The sequence below is a fragment of the Nocardioides sp. Z43_10 genome (assembly GCF_059766615.1).
In genome coordinates this window covers 279,673-297,555 of sequence record NZ_JCBAJY010000001.1, presented here as the reverse complement: position 1 = coordinate 297,555, position 17,883 = coordinate 279,673, and the positions used below count along the sequence as shown (strand labels likewise).

The following is a 17,883-nucleotide window of genomic DNA, read 5'->3' as shown; positions in this document are numbered from 1 at the left end:
GTCGGCAGAGGGACGAGCTGAGGAAGCAGGATGGACGCACTCACGCAGAACGGCGACCTGGTCGTCGAGGCACTCGGCACCACGCTGATGATCGCCGGGCTCTCCTCGGTGGGCGCCCTGGTGATCGGGGTGCTGGTGACCGTGGCCAGGATCAGCCCCGTGCGGGTGCTGCGCGCGACCGCATTCTGCTACGTGCAGTACTTCCTCAACGTCCCTCTGCTGGCGCTGCTGCTGCTGGCCGTCTTTGCGCTGCCCGACGCCGGGCTGATGATGCCGCTGACGACCACCGTGATCGTGGTGCTGGCCCTCTACGAGGGGGCCTACGTCGCGGAGGCGGTGCGCAGCGGCGTCAACACCGTCGCACCCGGTGAGGTCGAGGCGGCGCGCGCCCTGGGCATGCGCTTCGACCAGGTGATGCGCAAGATCGTGGTCCCGCAGTCGCTGCGGGCGGTCGTCCAGCCCCTCGGCGGCGTGATGATCGCGCTGCTGATGAACACCGCCCTGGCCGCCACCGTCGGCGTCGTCGAGCTGACCAGCGCGGCCAACCGGATCAACAACGTGGTCGCCCAGCCGATCACCATCTACGTCGCGGTGGGCGCCGTCTACATGGCGATGGCCCTGTGTCTCGGGCTGCTGGCCGGTCGTGTCGAGAAGAAGGTGGCGGTCCAGCGATGAGTGCTCGAACCCACCAACTGGCCTACCTCTACGACAACCCCGGCCCGGCCGCCCGGCGGCGCAACCGGATCGCCTCGGTGCTCAGCCTGCTGGTGATCGCCGGTGTCGTCGGTGTCGGGCTCTTCAAGCTCCAGGAGTCCGGGCAGCTCGCCGCCGATCGATGGACGCCGCTGTTCTCCCCCGAGATCGCGGAGTACCTGCTGATCGGCCTGCGCGGCACCCTCCAGGCGGCCGCCGTGGTCGGGTTGCTGAGCCTGCCGTGCGGCGTACTGCTGGCCGTGGCCCGCACCAGCCGCAGTGCCGCGATCCGAGTGCCGGCGGTGGTCTTCGTCGAGCTGTTCCGCACCGTCCCGGTGCTGCTGCTGATCTACGTGATGCTCTTCGCGCTCCCGGCCTACGGCATCAACCCCCCGGTGCTGTGGAAGCTCGTCATCCCGCTGGCACTGGCCAACTCCGCCGCCATCGCCGAGATCGTCCGCGCCGGCATCCTCAGCCTCCCGCGCGGCCAGAGCGAGGCCGGGCTCAGCCTCGGCCTGCGCCGCGCGCAGGTGGTGCGCAAGGTCGTGCTGCCCCAGGCGCTGCGCCACGTCACGCCCTCCCTGGTCAGCCAGCTCGTCAGCCTGCTCAAGGACACCTCCCTGGGCTACGTGGTGGCGTTCACCGAGCTGCTCTACCGCGCCCAGGTGCTGACCTCCTACAACCGACTCCTCATCCAGACCTACGTCGTGGTGACCCTCATGTACCTGATCGTCAACGGCAGCCTGTCGTTCGTCGCCGCGCGGCTGCGTGCCCGCGCCGACGCACCCGTGCCGCCACCCGCCCTGGCCACCACCGGCCCGGTCGCCGCTACCGCCCTCGCCTCGGAAGGGGTCCGTCATGACTGAGCTTGCCGTCGTACGCCGCGGAGGCTTCGTGGAGAGCCGCCACGCCGGCCACCTGGTGGCCCTCGACCGCGACGGCGCCGTCGCCGTGGAGATCGGGTCGGCCGACGAGGTGATCCTGCCCCGCTCCACGGTGAAGCCGCTGCAGGCGCTGGCCTGCGTGCGCGCCGGCGCCCCGCTGGTCGACGAGGAGGTGGCGATCGCGGCCGGCAGCCACACCGGTGAGGACCGGCACGTGGAGGTGGTGCGCCGCCTGCTCGAGCGGGCCGGGGTCGACGAGGACGCCCTGGGCTGCCCGGTCGACCTGCCGGAGGACGAGCCCACCCGCCGGGCCCTGCTGGCCGCCGGCGCCGGGCCCGACCGGCTGCGGATGAACTGCTCGGGCAAGCACGCCGCGATGCTGCTCGCGTGCGCCACCCAGGGGTGGGACGTCGCGGGCTACCTCGACCCCGCCCACCCGCTGCAGCTGTTGGTGCGCGACGTCGTCGAGGAGCTGACCGGCGAGCCGGTGCGCCACGTGACCGTCGACGGCTGCGGTGCGCCGCTCTTCGGTGTCACCGTGCGCGGGCTCGCCACCTCGTTCCGCCGGCTCGTGCTCGCCGAGGACGGGTCCGCGCCCGCCACTGTCGCCGCGGCGATGCGGGCCCACCCCTTCTTCGTGGGCGGCCACCCGCACCAGAACTCCGACGCCATGACGCTGGTGCCCGGGCTGCTGGCCAAGGGCGGCGCCGAGGGCGTGATCGCGATGGCTGCCCCGACCGGCGAGGCGGTGGCGATGAAGGTCACCGACGGCAACCCCCGCGCCACGACCCTGGTGGGCCTGGCGGCCCTGCGCTCGCTCGGCGTGGACGTCTCGGCCGCCGCGCCGCTGATGGACCTGCCGCTGCTCGGCGGCGGCGTCCGGGTCGGCGAGATCGACCTGGGGGCCGACATGCTGGCCCTGGACGGCGCGCGATGACCGCGGTGGAGATCTGCGTCGACGACGTCGGGGGCGCTGCGGCGGCCTGCCGCGCCGGCGCCGACCGGGTCGAGCTGTGCGCCTCGCTGTCGGAGGGGGGCACCACCCCCACCATCGGCTTCTGCCTGCAGGCCGCCACCGTCGCCGGTGCCGCGGGAATCCAGGTGCTGATCCGGCCTCGCGGTGGCGACTTCGTGTACACCCGGGCCGAGCTGGACGTGATGCTCGTGGACATCGCCGCGATCCGCGCCGCCCTGGACGACGACGCGCGACTGGGCTTCACAGTGGGTGCGCTCGCCCCCGACGGCGGCCTCGACGAGTCGGCGCTGGCCGAGCTGATCGCGGCCTGCGACTCGTGCCCGGTGACCTTCCACAAGGCCTTCGACACCGCCCTCCTCGCCGGCGGTGACGCCGCGACGCTGCTGGACCGACTGGCGAGACTCGGCGTGTCCGCGGTGCTCACCTCCGGCGGCGACGGCGCCGCGATGGACCACCTCGACTCCCTCACCGAGCTGGTCGGCGCGGCCGGAGACCGGATCCGCGTCGTGGTGGCCGGCGGCGTCCGCCCCGGCAACGTCACCGCACTGCTCGAGGCCACCGGCTGCCGGGAGGTCCACCTGCGGGCCCCGGGCGTCGTGGAGTCGGCGAGCGCCGTCTCCTCCCGCCAGTACGACGCGGGCTCGCGCACCGTGACCAGCGAGCAGGTCGTCGCCGACGTGCTGGCGGCCGTACGCGCCTTCGAGGACGGGCGGTGAGCGCCCCGTCGGTCCTCGCCATCGACGTCGGCGGCACCACGGTGAAGGCCGCGCTGGTCGATGAGGGCGGCCACATCCGGGCGAGGCACTCAGTGACGACCGGGCGTGGACTGGCCGCGCAGGACGCCGTCCGCGACGTCGCCGCGCAGCTGGCCGCCCGGGCCGGTGGCCTGGACCTGCTGATCGTGGGCGCGGGGGTGGTCTCTCCCGGGGTGATCGACCCGGTGCTGGGCATCGTCCACTACGCCTCGAACCTCGGCTGGACCGACGTGGCACTGCGCTCGGTGGTCGAGTCCGTCGTCGACGTACCGGTGGCGGTGGGTCACGACGCGCGCGCCGCCGGCGAGGCCGAGTGGTCGCTGGGCGCCGCGCGCGGGTGCCGCAACTTCGTGCACGTCTCGGTGGGCACCGGCATCGCGGCCAGCCTGGTCGTCGGGGGGACGCCGGTCAGCGGGAGCGCCGGCGGCGCCGGGGAGCTGGGCCACACCCCGGTGCGTCCCGGCGGCGAGCAGTGCCCCTGCGGTCAGCGCGGCTGCCTGGAGGTCTACGCCTCCGGCGGCGGCGTGGCGCGGCGCTACCTGGCGCTGTCCGGGCGCGCGGCGAGCGCCAGCGAGGTGGCGGAGCGTCTCGACACCGACCCGGTGGCGCGTCAGGTCTGGGACGAGGCGGTCTCGGCCTGGGTGACCAGCCTGGCCACCTGCACGCTGGTGCTGGAGCCCGAGCTCATCGTGATGGGCGGGGGCATGGCCCAAGCCGGCGAGGCGCTGCTCGGCCCGGTCCGCGCCGGCCTCGCCGAGGCGCTGACCTGGCGCCGGCCGCCGCAGGTGCGCGCCTCGGTGATCGGCACCGACGCCGCCACCCTCGGCGCCGCGCTGATGGCCGCGGAGATGGCCGGGGACCGGATGCCGGGCCGCCTCGGTCGAGAGGCCCTCGCGGGGACGCCTCCGCTGTGACCTCGCCGCAGCCAGACCCCTCGCGCTCCCGTCCCGACCAGGGCGACGGGACCCCTGCGGCGCCGCGCGTGAGCGCGGTCCGGGGGTCGGTCGTGGGCGAGGACTCGATCCTCGCCGACGGCGTCGTGGTGATCGTCGGGTCGCGCATCGACTGGGTCGGCCCGGCCGCGCAGTGCCCCGCCGACGTCCTCGCAGACGCCACCGAGGCCGCCTGGGTGGTCCCGGGCCTGGTGGACCTGCACAACCACGGCGGGGGCGGCTTCGGGTTCCCCGAGTCCGACGCGGCCGGCTGCCGCGCCGCGGTCCGCCACCATCGCGCGCACGGCACCACCACGATGCTGGCGAGCCTGGTCTCGGCGCCGATCGAGGTCCTGGAGCAGCGGCTCGCGGTCCTGGCCGACCTCGCCGAGGCCGGGGAGATCGCCGGCGTGCACCTGGAGGGCCCGTTCCTCTCCACCGACCAGTGCGGCGCACAGGACCCGGCGACGCTGATCGCCGGGGACCGCCACCTCGTGCAGCGGTTGGTGGAGGCGGGGCGCGGGTCGCTGCGCTCGATGACCGTCGCGCCCGAGGTGCCGGGCTTCGCCGAGGTCGCCCAGACCCTGCGCCAGCACCGGGTGCTGCCCAGCCTGGGCCACACCGCGGCGACCGCGGCCGTCACCCGCGGCGCCATCCGCGTCGCCGGCGCCGGCCCCCTCAGCGCCACCCACCTGTTCAACGCCATGTCGCCCTGGCAGCACCGCGACCCCGGCGCCGTCCCCGCCTGCCTGGCGGCCGCGGCCCGCGGCGACCTCGTCGTCGAGCTGATCGGCGACGGCGTCCACCTGTCCGACGAGACCGTCCGGATGGTCTTCGAGCTGGTCGGCCCCGAGCGGATCGCGCTGGTCTCCGATGCGATGGCCGCCGCGGGGATGCCGGACGGGCGCTACCGCCTGGGGTCGATGGACGTCCAGGTCACCGGGAGCGTCGCCCGGATCGCCGACGGCGGCGCCGGCGGCTCGATCGCCGGCGGCACCTCGAGCCTGGCGTCGATCCTGCGCCGGGCCGTGCGCGCCGGCGTACCGATGCGCGACGCGGTCCGGTCCGCCACCGCGGTGCCGGCCGGCCTGCTCGGGCTGGGCGACAGCGTCGGCCGGCTCATCGCGGGGCTGGACGCCGACCTGCTGGCCCTCGACGACGACCTGGCGCCGGTCGGCGTGATGCGACATGGCGCCTGGCTCCCACGGCCTCCACACCCATCACCGAGCACGCACCCGGAAGGACCCTGACCATGGAGATCGTCATCGCCGCGGACGCCGACCAGGCGGCAGTGCAGGTCGCCGACCTGATCACCGCAGCCATCGGCGACGGCGCCCGGGTGCTCGGCCTGGCCACCGGCTCCTCGCCGCTGGCCGTGTACGCCGAGCTGATCCGGCGCCACCGGGAGGGCCTCAGCTTCGCCGGCCTCGCCGCCTTCCTGCTCGACGAGTACGTCGGCCTCGAGCCGCAGCACCCGGCCTCCTACCACCGCGTGATCCGCGACGTGTTCACCGACCACGTCGACCTCGACCCGAGTCGGGTGCACAGCCCCGACTCGATGGCGCCCGACCCGGCCGCGGCCGCGGCGGCGTACGACGAGCTGATCGGCGCCGAGGGCCCGGTCGACGTCCAGCTCCTCGGCATCGGCACCAACGGGCACATCGGCTTCAACGAGCCCACCTCCTCGCTCACCTCGCGGGCCCGGGTCAAGACGCTGACCGCGCAGACCCGCCGCGACAACGCCCGCTTCTTCGCCACCCCCGACGACGTCCCGCTGCACGTGATCACCCAGGGACTGGGCACCATCACCGGCGCGCGGCAGCTGGTGCTGATCGCCACCGGGGAGCACAAGGCCGCCGCCGTCGCCGCGGCGGTCGAGGGCCCGCTCTCCGCGCGCTGCCCCGCGTCGGTGCTCCAGCTGCACCCCCGCGCCACCGTCGTCGTGGACGAGGCGGCCGCCTCCCGCCTCGAGCTCGTCGACTACTACCGGCAGGTGATGACGCACAAGGGGAGGGTCGCGGGCCCCTCGGCTTTCACGAGTTAACTCGTGAAACCCGTACTTCCCACGTGAAGGAACACGTGGGAAGTACGGGTTTCGTGTGGCCAGTGGCCGCCGGGGTGACGCTCAGGGTCCGGGGAAGAAGCCGGCCCGGCCGAGCTGCGCCGGGGCCTGCGGGAGGCCGAGCAGGTCGCTCACCCAGGTGCCGGTGTCCGCCAGCGACGCGGCGTCCAGCCCGGTCCTCATGCCGGAGCGGTGCAGCAGGTAGAGCAGGTCCTCGGTCGCGATGTTGCCGGTGGCGCCGGGCGCGAAGGGACACCCGCCGATGCCGCCCGCGGAGGCGTCCAGGACGCTGACACCCGCCTCGACCGCGGCCAGTGCGTTGGCGTATCCGGTGTTGCGGGTGTTGTGGAAGTGCGCGCGCAACGGGATGTCCGCGTCGAGGCGGCGCAGGCCCGCGACCAGCGAGCGGACCTGGGCCGGTACGCCGACGCCGATGGTGTCCGCGATCGCCAGCTCGTCGGGGCCGCCGTCGAGTACGCCGCGGGCCACCTCCAGCACCCGCGCGGTCGACACCTCGCCGTCGAAGGGGCAGCCGAACGCCGCCGCCAGGATCACCGTGGTGGCCAGCCCCGCGGACCGGGCGTCGGCGGCCATCGCCTGCCAGGCGGCCACCTGGGCGGCCGCGTCGACACCCTGGTTGCGCACCGCCAGCCCGTCGGAGACCACCACCACCACGGTCACCTCGTCGCAGCCGGCGGCGATGGCGCGGTCGAGTCCCCGGCGGTTGAGGACCAGGCCGATCGAGCGCAGCCGCGGGTCGTCGCGGACCTCGGCCATCACCGCCTCCGCGTCCGCCATCTGCGGCACCCGCTCGGGGTGGGCGAAGGCGGTGACCTCGATCCGCCGGGCGCCGGCGTCGAGACACCGTCGTACCAGCGCGGCCTTGTCCGCGGTGGAGATCAGGCGCGACTCGTTCTGCAACCCGTCGCGCGGGGACACCTCGACGATCTGGACCTGACTCACTCTCAAAGACTATCGGATATATGATCCGATCATGACGATCGCATCGAGCGGCCCCCTCGCGGGCGTCCGCGTCATCGAGGCCGGCCAGCTGCTGGCCGGTCCGTTCGCCGGGCAGCTCATGGGGGACATGGGCGCCGACGTGATCAAGGTCGAGCCCCCGGGCGTGGGGGACCCGATGCGTCAGTGGGGCCGCGAGAAGGCCGACGGCAGCTCGCTGTGGTGGCCGGTGGTCGGGCGCAACAAGCGCTCGGTCACCCTCAACCTGCGCGAGGCCCCCGGCCAGCGCCTCTTCGAGCAACTGGTCGCCGAGGCCGACATCGTGGTGGAGAACTTCCGTCCCGGCACCCTGGAGAAGTGGAACCTCGGCTACGACCGGCTCCGCGAGATCAATCCGCGCCTGGTCCTGGTCCGGGTCAGCGGCTACGGCCAGACCGGGCCGTACTCCTCGCGCGCCGGCTACGGCTCGATCGGCGAGGCGATGGGCGGCCTGCGCTACATCACCGGCGAGCCGGACCGTCAGCCCTCGCGCACCGGCATCTCGATCGGCGATGCGCTGGCCGCGATGCACGCCACGATCGGCGCCCTCTCCGCGCTGCGCCACCGCGACCTCACCGGCCAGGGGCAGGTCGTCGACAGCGCGATCTACGAGTCCGTGCTCGCCATGATGGAGAGCACCGTCACCGAGTGGGACGTCCAGGGCTACCAGCGTGAGCGCACCGGCGCGGTCCTGCCGAACGTCGCCCCCAGCAACGTCTACCCGACCTCCGACGGGCAGCTGATCCTGATCGCCGCCAACCAGGACTCGGTGTTCCGCCGGCTGGCCGCGCTGATGGACGAGCCCGAGCTCGCCGAGCCCGGCAGTCGGTACGGCGACCACTCCGGGCGCGGCGAGCGTCAGCAGGAGCTCGACGACCACATCGCGGTCTGGACCGCCAAGCACGACTCCGAGGAGCTGCTCGCCAAGCTCCACGAGGGCGGGGTGCCGGCCGGCCGGATCTTCAAGGCCGCCGACATGATCAGCGACCCGCACTTCCAGGCGCGCGACGCCATCGTCCGGGTGCCCGACGCGCGGTTCGGCGAGCTGGCCATGCAGAACGTCGTCCCCAAGCTCTCCGCCACACCCGGCAGCATCCGGTGGACCGGGCCCGACCTCGGCCAGCACAACGACGAGGTCTACGGCGACCTGCTCGGCCTCGGCGCCGAGGAGCGGGTGGCGCTCGCCGCGGACGGCGTGATCTGAGGATGGACCGCGCGGCCGACTACGAGGCGGTGGGCTTCCGCGGCCGGATCGGGTTCGGCACCCGGCCGGCCGTCCTGGTCGTCGACGTCGTCCGCGCCTACCTGGACGGTCCGCTGACCGACGCCGGCGGGCGCTTCGAGGCCGCCCGCGCGAGCGCCGCGCGGGTGGTCGACGCGGCCCGCGCCGCCGGCCACCCGGTGCTGTTCACCCAGGTGGTGCTGGCCGCGGGCGGCGCCGACGCCGGCTGGTTCGCGGTCAAGGTCCCGGGCCTGTCGGTCTTCGAGCCGGACTCGCCGTACGGCGCCTTCCCGGCCGCCCCGGCGCCGCAGCCCGGCGAGCTGGTGGTGAGCAAGCAGTACGCGTCGTCGTTCTTCGGCACCAGCCTCGCCGCCACCCTGACCGCGGCCCGCGTGGACACCGTCGTCGTCACCGGCTTCTCCACCAGCGGCTGTGTGCGGGCCTCGGCGCTCGACGCGCTGCAGCACGGCTTCCGCCCGGTCGTGGTGGCCGAGGCGTGCGGTGACCGCGACGCCGCGACGCACGAGCAGAACCTCTTCGACCTCGACTCCAAGTACGCCGACGTGCTGTCCGAGGCCGAGGTCGTCGCCCACCTCGTCGCCCACCCGGCACCCCAGACCCAGACCCGACCCTAGGAGCACCACGATGACCGTTCTCGACCTCGACGCCCCCGACCTCGACTGGCGCGACCACCAGATCGCGGGTGCGCAGAAGCCGGCCCGGATGGTGCTCCTGCACGCCGACGCGGAGCGGGGTACCCGCACCGTGATGGTGCAGTTCCCCGACGGCTGGCGCCGTGACGCGGTCGGCCACCAGCCGGCGGGCGAGGAGATGGTGATCCTCTCCGGGGCGCTCAGCATCAGCGGTCTCACCGCCGGACTGGGCGACCTCCTGGTCGTCGAGCCGCGCGCGACCCGCTCGGCGACCTCGGTGGCCGACGGCACCCGCGCCCTGGTCTGGTTCTCCGGGCCGGGCGGCGGCTGGACCGACGGCCCCGCCGCCGACGCCGGCACCGCGCAGGTGGCGCCCCTGGCGGTGGGGGAGCAGCGGGGCGCGCACGACGAGCTCGTCGGCACCCTCAGCGTCCACGACGACCTGGCCGAGCAGGCCTTCGAGACCGACGTGGACGTGCTATGGCTCGACGAGCCGAGCTGGGTGCACGCCCCGGCCGGCACCACGGTGCCCGCCCGGCCCGGCCGTGCGGTCGTGCGCCACTACGGCTGACCGCGCCGGCGCGCCGCTACGGCTGACCGCGCCGGCGCGCCGCCCTCAGGTCGCGGCGAGCGCCCTGGCGGCGTCCTCGTCGTAGGTGTGGCGGATCCGCGCGGCCATGCCGATGCAGACGAACAGCGGGGGCAGCAGGGTCAGCATCGCGTACTGCAGCGAGTCGGCCTTGCTGAGCTCGAAGCTGTCGCGCAGCATGGTCGAGACGAAGCCGATCAGCAGTGGGCCGGCGGAGCCGCCCAGGGTGACCAGGAACGTGAGCACCGCGAAGCCCATGCCGCGACCGTTGGCCGGCAGTACGTCGGCGTTGGCGGCCGTCATGTTCGGGATCGCCGCGGCGAAGCCGATGCAGGCGAGCGCGATCATCGCGCTGCGCACCTCCACGCCGGGCAGCAGGACGGTCCCGGTGAGCCCCAGCGCGCCGACGAGGAGGAAGGCGGCGGAGACGTTGATCCGCCAGCCCTTGCGGATGCCGTGGTACCGGTCGCCGAACCGCGAGCCCAGCACGATGCCGATCACGATGCCGGTGCCGCCGACCGCCCCAGAGAGCGCGGACCCGGTCGACTCGCTGACGCCCTCGACGCGGACCAGGAAGGTGGGGACCCAGTAGAAGAGGCCGGCGACGCCCAGCGACAGCATGGCCAGGGAGACCGTCACCCCGCGCAGGGTGGGGATGCGCAGCAGGTCGGCGGTCTGCGCCCAGATCGTCCGGTCGTCGACCACGTGCAGCGCGTGCGCGGCGTCCTTGTCGCCGGCCCTGGTCTGGGCGAGGCGGTCGCCGAGGCCGCGCAGCGGGTCCTTGACGGTGAGGACCAGGAGGGCGACGAGCAGGCCGGGCACGGCGGCGACGAAGAAGACCGTGCGCCAGTCGTAGGCGTCGGCCACCGCGCCGCCCAGGATCACCCCGCAGGGCAGGCCCATGTAGTAGCCCGCGCGCTCGAAGCCGTAGGCCTTCGCCCGGCTGCGCGCCGGGTAGTAGTCGGCCAGCAGCGAGGAGGCCGGCGGGTTGTAGAGCTGGCCGGCGCCGCCGATGGCGATCCGGACGATGAAGAACATCAGGAAGCTGGTCGCCAGGCCGCTCGCCACCGAGCACAGGGACCAGATCAGCACGACCAGCGAGATCGTCACCACCCGCGGTGCCCGGTCTGCCAGCCGACCGGCCGGCAGCACCAGCAGGGCTCCGGCGACCGAGGCGGCCGTGGGGATGGCGCCGGCCCAGGCGTCGCTGAAGCCGAAGTGGTCCTGGATCTGGGGCAGCGCGCCCGCGATCAGGTTGACCTCGACCCGGTCGATGAAGGCCACCAGGGCGATCAACACGGCCGGCCACCACCCGAAGGGGGCGGCCTTGGCCAGGTCGACGCTGACCGGTGGCCTGCCGGCGAAGGCCTGGACCTGCACCGTGTCCGACCCAGCGACTGTCTCGTTGGCGGTCTTCGACATGCCTCATGCTCCTGTCACCGGGATACTCTGAGCAGGCTATCGGTAATCGTAGAAGATATATAGGAGCCTCTTGTGACCGTCGTCCGCGTCGCCGCCGTCCAGTTCGCCGTGTCCGAGGACATCGAGGAGAACCTCGCCACCGCGCTGCGGATGACCGACGAGGCCGCCGCCCGGGGTGCGCGGATCGTGGTGCTCCCGGAGTTCACCCACCACGTCTCCTGGTACGCCGACCGCGCGCACGCGCGTCGGATGGCGGTGACGCTGGAGAGCCGGTTCGTCACCGAGCTGGCGCAGCGCGCGGGCCGCCACGGCATCTACCTGATGGCCAACTGCGTCGTGGCCCGTGAGGACGGCCGCGCCACCGGGACCAACATCCTCTTCGGCCCCGACGCCACGATCGTCGCCACCGCGGACAAGCAGGTGCTGATGGGCAGCGAGCGCGACCACCTCGACCCCGCCACCGAGGCCTCGGCGGTCGTCGACACGCCGTACGGGCGGATCGGGCTGTACTCCTGCATGGACGGCGTCATCAACGAGACGCCGCGGCTGCTGGCGCTGGGCGGCGCCCAGATCCTGCTCAACAGCCTGAACTCGTTCGCGCTCGACGAGGCCTCGCTGCACGTCCCGGTCCGGGCCGTCGAGAACCGGGTCTGGGTGGTGGCCGCCAACAAGGTCGGCCCGCTCGTGCCCGCGCACAGCATCGCGACCGTCTTCGAGCGCACCGGCGTGCCCGAGTCGCTGCTGCACGGGGCGGGGGAGAGCCAGATCGTCGCCCCGGACGGGTCGGTGCTGGCGATCGCTCCGCGCGCCGGCGAGGCGGTCGTGGTCGCCGACATCGAGGTCGAGCGCGCCGACGACAAGCGCCGCGCGGACGGCACCGACGTGTTCGCCTCGCGTCGCCCGGAGCTCTACGGGCCGATCGTGGCGCCGCCGGTGGGTCGCCTCGCGCCCGCCGGCGCCGAGGCGGTGGTCGCGGCGGTGGTGACCCCGCCGCCCGGCGCCGACATGGTCGCGCTGGTCGGCGAGGCGCTGGCACAGGGTGCCGAGCTGGTCGTGCTGCCCGAGCTGGCCGGCCCCTCGGTCGAGGAGCTGGTCGCGCTGCTCGAGGACACCGACGCCCTCGTCGTGACCAGCCTCGCCGAGGGCCAAGCGCACGTCGGGCTCGTCGTCGGCGCCGGCGGCATCCGGCTGCGCCAGCCGCAGCTGCACCGCTGCGAGCGGCACGCCGGCTGGGCGACGGCGCTCGGCGACCGCGTCGAGGTGTACGACGCGCCCTGGGGCCGCCTGGCGGTGGTGGTCGGCGACGACGCGCTCTACCCGGAGACGTTCCGGCTAGCGGCCCTGCAGGACGTGGACGTGGTCGCCGTGCCGTTCACCGTGGGGGCGGCCCACGACCTGGACCTGCTGCTGCTCGAGCGCGCGGCGGAGAACCGGCTCAATCTGGCGGTGGCCAGCCGGCCCGGCGAGCTCGGGGCCGGCGCGCTGGTGCCGCTCTCTCCCGACTTCACGCTCTGGACGCCGTGGCAGACGCCGTTCGCGGGCGTCATCAGCCGGCCGGACCCGGTGCCGGCCGACGGACCGGTGACCCTCGCGACGCTGCGCCCGGCCTGCGCGGTCAACCGGTTCGTCACCCGCGGTACCGACCTGGTCGACGGCCGGCCGTGGGCGCTGGCCGGCGCGCTGCTGGCCGACGCGCTGGTGAGCAGAGCCTGAGGCTCAGGCCTCGAGCGGGACCGCGCGCCCCTCGAGGGCCGCGCGCAGCGCCTGCTCGCTCGCGTCGAGGTGGGCGACCCAGGCGTCACGGGTCTCGTCGGCCTTGCGGGCGCGGGCCAGGTCGAGGATCCTGCGATGCTCCTCGATCCGGTGCTCCTGGGTCTCGGGTGCGACGTCGAGGTCGTTCATCAGCAGGTGCAGGTAGCGGTCGGCGGTGTGCCAGAGCAGCTCGAGGACTCGCAGGTCGGTCGCGCCCATCACGTCCTCGAGCAGGACGGCGTGGAAGTGGTGGTGCGCCACGGCGAGCGAGGCGGGCTCGCGCTCGATGGTGATGTAGTCCTCGAGCGCCTCCTCGGCCTCGGCGATCCGCTCGTCGGTCATCTTCGCCACCGCCCGCTCCACGAGGTCGCCCTCGATGATGCGCCGCAGCCGGTAGATGTCGGTGAGGTCCTGCACACTGAGGGACGCCACGAGCGCGGACCGGCCGGGGCGCAGGCTGACGATGCCCTCGCTCTCCAGGCGCCGCAGGGCCTCGCGGACCGGGATGTGGCTGACGTCGAACTGCTCGCACAGCTCGACGATGGAGATCGCGGACCCGGGCAGGATGTCGCCGACCAGGATCGCGCGACGCAGCTCGTCGGTCACCCGGTCCACCAGGGACAGGTGCTCGATCGGTCGGACGGTCGACGTCGACCGGACTCGTCGGGCCATGGCACGGGCTCCTCAGTTGGTGTGGCGGGGGTGACGCTGAGTAGATCCTAGATCTTCGCCACCTCCGGTGAGGGATCGGACTTCCTCGCCGCGCTTGCCTTCCGCTATCGAAGATATTGTATATTATCTACACACAACGGAGGGGAGGCCCACATGGTCGAAGCGGCTGCGTTCCGCGACATGTTGTCGCAGTGGCCCAGCGGGGTCACGATCGTGACCACGCTGGTCGACGGAGTCCGGCACGGGATGACCGCGAGCTCGTTCTCCAGCGTCAGCCTGTCGCCGCCCCTGGTGTCCATCTGCCTGGACCGCTCGCTCTACACCCACGCCCTGATCTCGGGCAGCGGGGTGTTCGGGGTCAGCGTGCTGGCCAAGGACCAGGCCGAGGTCGCCCGCCGCTTCGCCGGCATGGTGCCCGGCGTCACCGACCGCTTCGCCGGTGAGAGCTGGTCGACCGCGACCACCGGCGTCCCGCTCCTCGACTCCGGGCTCGGCTGGGTGGACTGCCGCGTCGTCCACGAGCACCCGGGCGGGGACCACACCATCTTCGTGGGCGAGGTGACCGCGGCGCACCGGGCGCGACGCACCGCGCCGCTGCTGTTCCACTCGCGCGGCTGGGGCCAGTTCGCCGACGTCCTGCCCGACGTCGCGGCGCTCTCCGACAGCGGCCTGGTCGCCGCGCTCCTGGCGCGCGGCGAGGACGCCGCCTGGAGCGCGGAGACCGCGGCCCGGGTCGGCGCGGCCGGCATCCGGGTCCGGGTGCTCGACCTCACCGGCGGGGCGACCCCGCCCGTCGCGCTCCCCGGCGTGGCCACCGGCTCGGCCCTCGTCGCGAGCGCCGAGCAGGCGCGCATCGCCGTGGACCTCGGGGTCGAGACCCTCGAGCTGGCCCTGACCGCGGCCGACCCGCGCCAGGTGGCGCAGGCGGTCCAGAAGCTGGGGCCGCTGGCCGCGCGCACCTCGGTGATCCTGCGCGGGGCGTTCGCCGCCGAGCGCGCCGACGACGTCCTCGCCGCCGTGCACGTGCTCGCCGAGAGCGGTGTCCTCGAGATCTGTCTCGACGACACCGCCGGCGCGGCCACCCCGCTGCAGATCCGGGCCGTGCTGCAGGAGGCGGTGGGGGTGGCCCGGCCGGTGCCGCTGCGGGTGCGCCTGGAGGACCGCGACCGCCTCGGCCTGGTCAAGGCGCTCACGGCGCTCAAGAGCGGCGTCACCAACTTCGACGCCACCCTGGCCGGACTCGACGGTGCTCTCGCCACCGAGGACCTGATCCGCCTGCTCGGCACGATCGACGTGCACACCCCCGTCGACGGTGCCGCCCTGACCCAGCTGGCCGCGCTCGCGCGCCAGCGCCTCGCCGACCGGGCGGACCTGCCCGCGAGGCGCCACGACGCCACTCCACTCACCGCCGACCACGTAGGAGCCGCAGGATGACGGCACAACTGACCGCTGAGCTGCTTCTTCCCGACCTCACCGAGGCCGAGAGGGAGCGCGCCGCCCGTGTCGAGTCGGTGCTGCCGACGATCCGCGCCGCCGCCGCCGAGGCGGACGCCCGCGGTGAGTTCCCCAAGAGCCACGTCGCGCTGCTGGCCGATGCCGGGCTGCTCGGCCTCGTCGTCCCCACCGAGTACGGCGGCCTGGGCGGCGGTCTGCGCGACCTCGCGGCCACGACGTACGCCCTGGGCACCGCGTGCGGCTCGACGGCGCTGGCGTTCTTCTTCCACTGCTCGGCCTCCTCGCGGGGCCTGCTGCCGCTCGCGGCGATCGAGGCCGGGCTGTACGCCGAGGAGGAGCGCGAGGAGGTGCGCGCGTTCGCCGAGCAGGTGCTGCACCTGATGGGCCGCGACCAGCGGTGCCTGGCGAACTTCGCGAGCGAGGCGGTCAAGGCCAGCAACGCCAACGTGCTGATCAGCACCCTGGCCACCGCCACCGAGGGCGGCTGGCTGCTCAACGGCGAGAAGTCGTTCGGCTGCCTCTCGGGCACCGCGGACTACTACCTGGTGACGGCGCGCCGCGAGGACGTCGACGGCCTCGACGCGCTCAGCCTCTTCCTGGTCGCCCGCGACTCCGTGGGCGTGCGCCCGCGCCAGCAGTGGAACGGGCTGGGGATGCGGGCCTCCGACAACCACGGCCTGGTGATGGAGGACTGCTTCGTCCCCGCAGACAAGGCGCTGACCGTGCCCGGCGGGTTCGGCCGGGCCACCGAGATGTCGCGCGGGTCGTGGGTGGGCAACCAGATCGCCATCGCCGCCATCTACGCCGGGATCGCGCGCGGCGCCTGGGAGTACGCCTTCGACCGCACCATGAAGGCCACCTTCGCCGACACCGGCAAGCCGATCGCCTCGAGCCCCATGCACCAGGTGCTCGTCGGCGACGGCGAGCAGCAGCTCACCGAGGCGCACCTGTGGCTGCGCCGCCAGATCGAGCTCGAGGCCAGCGACCCGCCGATCCTGCCCAAGGCCGAGGTAGTGCAGAGCTGGAAGCTCGCCAAGGGCGCCATCTGCGAGCGCGCGTTCGGCGTGGCCATCGGCGCGCTCAAGATGTGCGGCACCTCCGGCGCGCTGCTCGACAACGTGGTGGGCCGGGCCGTGCGCGACACCGCGATGGGCCTGGTCCAGGCATTTCCTGCCGAACGTGGACGCCTGGACCTGGCGCGGATGCTGGTCGAGAAGGAATCATGGGCCGGGCTGACCACCAGCGACTCCTTCGACAAGCCGCCGGCCCCCCAGCCGGCCCTGGCAGGACAGGCTGACGGGTGACGACGACGTCGTACGGCGCGGGCCGGCTGCGCATCGAGCTGCCCGAGGTCGCCCAGCTCGTCGCCGGGCGCTGGTCGGTGCCGACCGAGCGCCTCGACCTGGTCCTGGAGGACCCGTTCCTGGCGACCCCGCTCGGCGCCGCCGTGGCCACCTCCGCCGCCGACTGCGAGGCCGCGGCCGCCGCGGCCGCCACGGCGTACGAGTCCGGCGCCTGGGCGCGGATGTCGCCCGACGCGCGCGCCGACGTGCTGGACGCGATCGCCGGCGAGCTCGAGGCGGACCTGCCCCGGCTGGCCGCGCTCGAGGCGTTCGCCACCGGGGTGCCGGTGCGCCAGACCGCCATCGCCGCGGTGATCGTGCCCGGCGCCTTCCGCCTCGCGGCGCAGATGCTGCGCGACGGCGCCCTTCTCGAGCGGCTCGAGGGCCCGACCGGTCACCCTGTCGAGGTGCACCGGCTGCCGCTGGGCCCGGCCCTGTGCCTGGTGCCGTGGAACGCGCCGGCGCCGATGGCCGCCCACAAGGTCGCCAGCTCGCTGGCCGCCGGCTGCCCGACGATCCTCAAGCCCAGCGAGTACGCGCCCTACGCCACCACCGAGCTGGCGCGCGTGGTCTCCCGGGTGCTCGCCGAGGCCGGCCTCGACGCCGGGCCCGACGCCGGCACCTTCCAGCTCGTCCAGGGCGGACCCGCCGTCGGCGGCGCGCTGGTGCGCGACCCGCGGGTGCGGGCGGTCTCGTTCACCGGCGGTCTGGAGGGCGGTCGCGCGATCGCGCTGGCCTGCGCCCCCGACTTCACCGCCACCCAGCTCGAGCTCGGCGGCAACAACGCCCTGGTGGTGCTGCCCGACGCCGACCACGGCGACGCCGCGCGCGCGGTCGTCGACCTGCTCACCACCCTGAACGGGCAGTGGTGCCGGGCCCTGGGCCGGCTGGTGCTGCCCGCCGAGTCGGCGGAGGCCATCGTGGCGCTCGCCCTGGAGCGGCTCGCCGAGCTGCGCGCCGGGGACCCGCTCGACGAGGCGACCGACCTCGGGCCGGTCGTGCACTCGCTCCACCTGGCCCGGCTGCGCGCGGCCGTCGAGGAGAAGGTGGCCCGCGGTGGCGTGGCCGCGGCGAGCACGCCGCTGCCCGAGCGGGGCCACTTCCTCACCCCGACGCTGCTCACCGCGGTGGCCTCCGAGGACGCGCTGCACGAGGTGTTCGGCCCGGTCGCGACCGTGCACCCCTACCGCGACCTCGCCCACGCCCTCGAGCTGGCCAACGCCACGCCGTACGGGCTGGAGGGCTACGTGCTCGGCGCCGACACCGAGCAGGCGCTGGACTTCGCCCGCGGGGTGCGCGCCGGCGAGGTCAAGGTCAACGGCTCGAGCATGATGAGCCTGCACCTGATGACGCCGCGGCCCGCCTGGGGGCTGTCCGGACTCGGCGAGGAGGGCACCCTGGAGACGATCCGGGTGTTCACCGGCGCCCGGGTCGTCGGCGTCGAGAGTGGCTTCGCGCTGCACTCGCGGTGAGC

The 17,883-nt window shown here is 74.1% G+C and carries 17 protein-coding genes; 14 read left to right on the top strand and 3 right to left on the bottom strand.

Translation table 11 applies throughout. From position 1 onward, the window contains the following. Positions 1-30: 30 nt before the first annotated feature. The 7 genes from AC6EI4_RS01435 (at position 31) to AC6EI4_RS01405 (ending at position 6,284) form a co-directional block, all read left to right on the top strand. Positions 31-675, top strand: a complete 645-nt coding sequence (locus AC6EI4_RS01435; RefSeq protein WP_498420388.1) for an amino acid ABC transporter permease — start codon at positions 31-33, stop codon at positions 673-675. After that, positions 672-1,559: an amino acid ABC transporter permease gene (locus tag AC6EI4_RS01430; RefSeq protein ID WP_498420391.1), complete on the top strand. Its 888-nt coding sequence runs from the start codon at positions 672-674 to the stop codon at positions 1,557-1,559. Before AC6EI4_RS01435 ends, AC6EI4_RS01430 begins: the two co-directional genes overlap by 4 nt. Further along, a complete protein-coding gene (locus AC6EI4_RS01425) occupies positions 1,552-2,514 on the top strand; it encodes an asparaginase (RefSeq protein WP_498420394.1) in 963 nt (320 codons plus the stop codon). The genes AC6EI4_RS01430 and AC6EI4_RS01425 overlap by 8 nt, the downstream gene beginning before the upstream one ends. After that, the gene (locus AC6EI4_RS01420) at positions 2,511-3,269 is read left to right on the top strand and encodes a copper homeostasis protein CutC (protein WP_498450348.1); all 759 of its coding nucleotides are present in this window, start codon (positions 2,511-2,513) and stop codon (positions 3,267-3,269) included. The genes AC6EI4_RS01425 and AC6EI4_RS01420 overlap by 4 nt, the downstream gene beginning before the upstream one ends. Beyond that, positions 3,266-4,222, top strand: coding sequence for an ROK family protein (locus AC6EI4_RS01415; RefSeq protein ID WP_498450347.1), 957 nt, complete (start codon positions 3,266-3,268; stop codon positions 4,220-4,222). The genes AC6EI4_RS01420 and AC6EI4_RS01415 overlap by 4 nt, the downstream gene beginning before the upstream one ends. Before the next feature lie 68 nt (positions 4,223-4,290). Then, on the top strand, positions 4,291-5,490 hold the full coding sequence (locus AC6EI4_RS01410) for an N-acetylglucosamine-6-phosphate deacetylase (protein WP_498450346.1): 1,200 nt from the start codon (positions 4,291-4,293) through the stop codon (positions 5,488-5,490). A 2-nt stretch (positions 5,491-5,492) separates the two neighbouring features. Beyond that, complete coding sequence (locus AC6EI4_RS01405; protein WP_498450345.1) at positions 5,493-6,284, top strand: glucosamine-6-phosphate deaminase; 792 nt, start codon at positions 5,493-5,495, stop codon at positions 6,282-6,284. Between the two features lie 81 nt (positions 6,285-6,365). Here the strand turns inward: AC6EI4_RS01405 and AC6EI4_RS01400 are convergent, their stop codons facing one another. Further along, positions 6,366-7,265 (bottom strand): hydroxymethylglutaryl-CoA lyase, encoded by a 900-nt coding sequence (locus tag AC6EI4_RS01400; RefSeq protein ID WP_498450344.1) that lies wholly within the window; start codon positions 7,263-7,265, stop codon positions 6,366-6,368. A gap of 31 nt (positions 7,266-7,296) precedes the next feature. On the opposite strand from AC6EI4_RS01400, the gene AC6EI4_RS01395 reads away from it, so the two are divergent. The 3 genes from AC6EI4_RS01395 to AC6EI4_RS01385 are packed head-to-tail and all read left to right on the top strand — an operon-like array spanning position 7,297 to position 9,747. Next, positions 7,297-8,505, top strand: coding sequence for a CaiB/BaiF CoA transferase family protein (locus AC6EI4_RS01395; protein ID WP_498450343.1), 1,209 nt, complete (start codon positions 7,297-7,299; stop codon positions 8,503-8,505). Positions 8,506-8,507: 2 nt separating this feature from the next. Continuing rightward, positions 8,508-9,158 (top strand): isochorismatase family protein, encoded by a 651-nt coding sequence (locus AC6EI4_RS01390; RefSeq protein WP_498450342.1) that lies wholly within the window; start codon positions 8,508-8,510, stop codon positions 9,156-9,158. Positions 9,159-9,168: 10 nt separating this feature from the next. Continuing rightward, positions 9,169-9,747, top strand: a complete 579-nt coding sequence (locus AC6EI4_RS01385; RefSeq protein WP_498450341.1) for a hypothetical protein — start codon at positions 9,169-9,171, stop codon at positions 9,745-9,747. A 45-nt stretch (positions 9,748-9,792) separates the two neighbouring features. Here AC6EI4_RS01385 and AC6EI4_RS01380 read toward each other — a convergent pair whose 3' ends face one another. Further along, a complete protein-coding gene (locus AC6EI4_RS01380) occupies positions 9,793-11,187 on the bottom strand; it encodes an MFS transporter (protein WP_498450340.1) in 1,395 nt (464 codons plus the stop codon). Positions 11,188-11,259: 72 nt separating this feature from the next. Between AC6EI4_RS01380 and AC6EI4_RS01375 the strand changes: the two genes are divergently transcribed. Then, positions 11,260-12,900: a nitrilase-related carbon-nitrogen hydrolase gene (locus AC6EI4_RS01375; protein ID WP_498450339.1), complete on the top strand. Its 1,641-nt coding sequence runs from the start codon at positions 11,260-11,262 to the stop codon at positions 12,898-12,900. Positions 12,901-12,903: 3 nt separating this feature from the next. Here the strand turns inward: AC6EI4_RS01375 and AC6EI4_RS01370 are convergent, their stop codons facing one another. Further along, positions 12,904-13,611, bottom strand: coding sequence for a GntR family transcriptional regulator (locus AC6EI4_RS01370; RefSeq protein WP_498420413.1), 708 nt, complete (start codon positions 13,609-13,611; stop codon positions 12,904-12,906). 153 nt (positions 13,612-13,764) lie between these two features. Here AC6EI4_RS01370 and AC6EI4_RS01365 point away from each other — a divergent pair, with 153 nt between their 5' ends. Genes AC6EI4_RS01365 through AC6EI4_RS01355 form a run of 3 tightly spaced genes read left to right on the top strand, consistent with a single transcriptional unit; the run spans position 13,765 to position 17,881 of the window. Beyond that, on the top strand, positions 13,765-15,045 hold the full coding sequence (locus AC6EI4_RS01365; protein WP_498450338.1) for a flavin reductase: 1,281 nt from the start codon (positions 13,765-13,767) through the stop codon (positions 15,043-15,045). After that, a complete protein-coding gene (locus AC6EI4_RS01360; RefSeq protein ID WP_498450337.1) occupies positions 15,042-16,370 on the top strand; it encodes an acyl-CoA dehydrogenase family protein in 1,329 nt (442 codons plus the stop codon). Before AC6EI4_RS01365 ends, AC6EI4_RS01360 begins: the two co-directional genes overlap by 4 nt. After that, positions 16,367-17,881 (top strand): aldehyde dehydrogenase family protein, encoded by a 1,515-nt coding sequence (locus tag AC6EI4_RS01355; RefSeq protein WP_498450336.1) that lies wholly within the window; start codon positions 16,367-16,369, stop codon positions 17,879-17,881. Before AC6EI4_RS01360 ends, AC6EI4_RS01355 begins: the two co-directional genes overlap by 4 nt. The last annotated feature ends 2 nt before the right edge of the window (positions 17,882-17,883 follow it).

Bases quoted from the DNA above. Each gene is read 5' to 3' on its own strand.
- AC6EI4_RS01385 (WP_498450341.1), top strand. From the start codon at position 9,169: ATGACCGTTCTCGACCTCGACGCCCCCGACCTCGACTGGCGCGACCAC.
- AC6EI4_RS01425 (WP_498420394.1), top strand. From the start codon at position 1,552: ATGACTGAGCTTGCCGTCGTACGCCGCGGAGGCTTCGTGGAGAGCCGC.
- AC6EI4_RS01365 (WP_498450338.1), top strand. From the start codon at position 13,765: ATGGTCGAAGCGGCTGCGTTCCGCGACATGTTGTCGCAGTGGCCCAGC.
- AC6EI4_RS01405 (WP_498450345.1), top strand. From the start codon at position 5,493: ATGGAGATCGTCATCGCCGCGGACGCCGACCAGGCGGCAGTGCAGGTC.
- AC6EI4_RS01360 (WP_498450337.1), top strand. From the start codon at position 15,042: ATGACGGCACAACTGACCGCTGAGCTGCTTCTTCCCGACCTCACCGAG.
- AC6EI4_RS01380 (WP_498450340.1), bottom strand. From the start codon at position 11,187: ATGTCGAAGACCGCCAACGAGACAGTCGCTGGGTCGGACACGGTGCAG.
- AC6EI4_RS01390 (WP_498450342.1), top strand. From the start codon at position 8,508: ATGGACCGCGCGGCCGACTACGAGGCGGTGGGCTTCCGCGGCCGGATC.
- AC6EI4_RS01430 (WP_498420391.1), top strand. From the start codon at position 672: ATGAGTGCTCGAACCCACCAACTGGCCTACCTCTACGACAACCCCGGC.
- AC6EI4_RS01370 (WP_498420413.1), bottom strand. From the start codon at position 13,611: ATGGCCCGACGAGTCCGGTCGACGTCGACCGTCCGACCGATCGAGCAC.
- AC6EI4_RS01435 (WP_498420388.1), top strand. From the start codon at position 31: ATGGACGCACTCACGCAGAACGGCGACCTGGTCGTCGAGGCACTCGGC.
- AC6EI4_RS01395 (WP_498450343.1), top strand. From the start codon at position 7,297: ATGACGATCGCATCGAGCGGCCCCCTCGCGGGCGTCCGCGTCATCGAG.
- AC6EI4_RS01420 (WP_498450348.1), top strand. From the start codon at position 2,511: ATGACCGCGGTGGAGATCTGCGTCGACGACGTCGGGGGCGCTGCGGCG.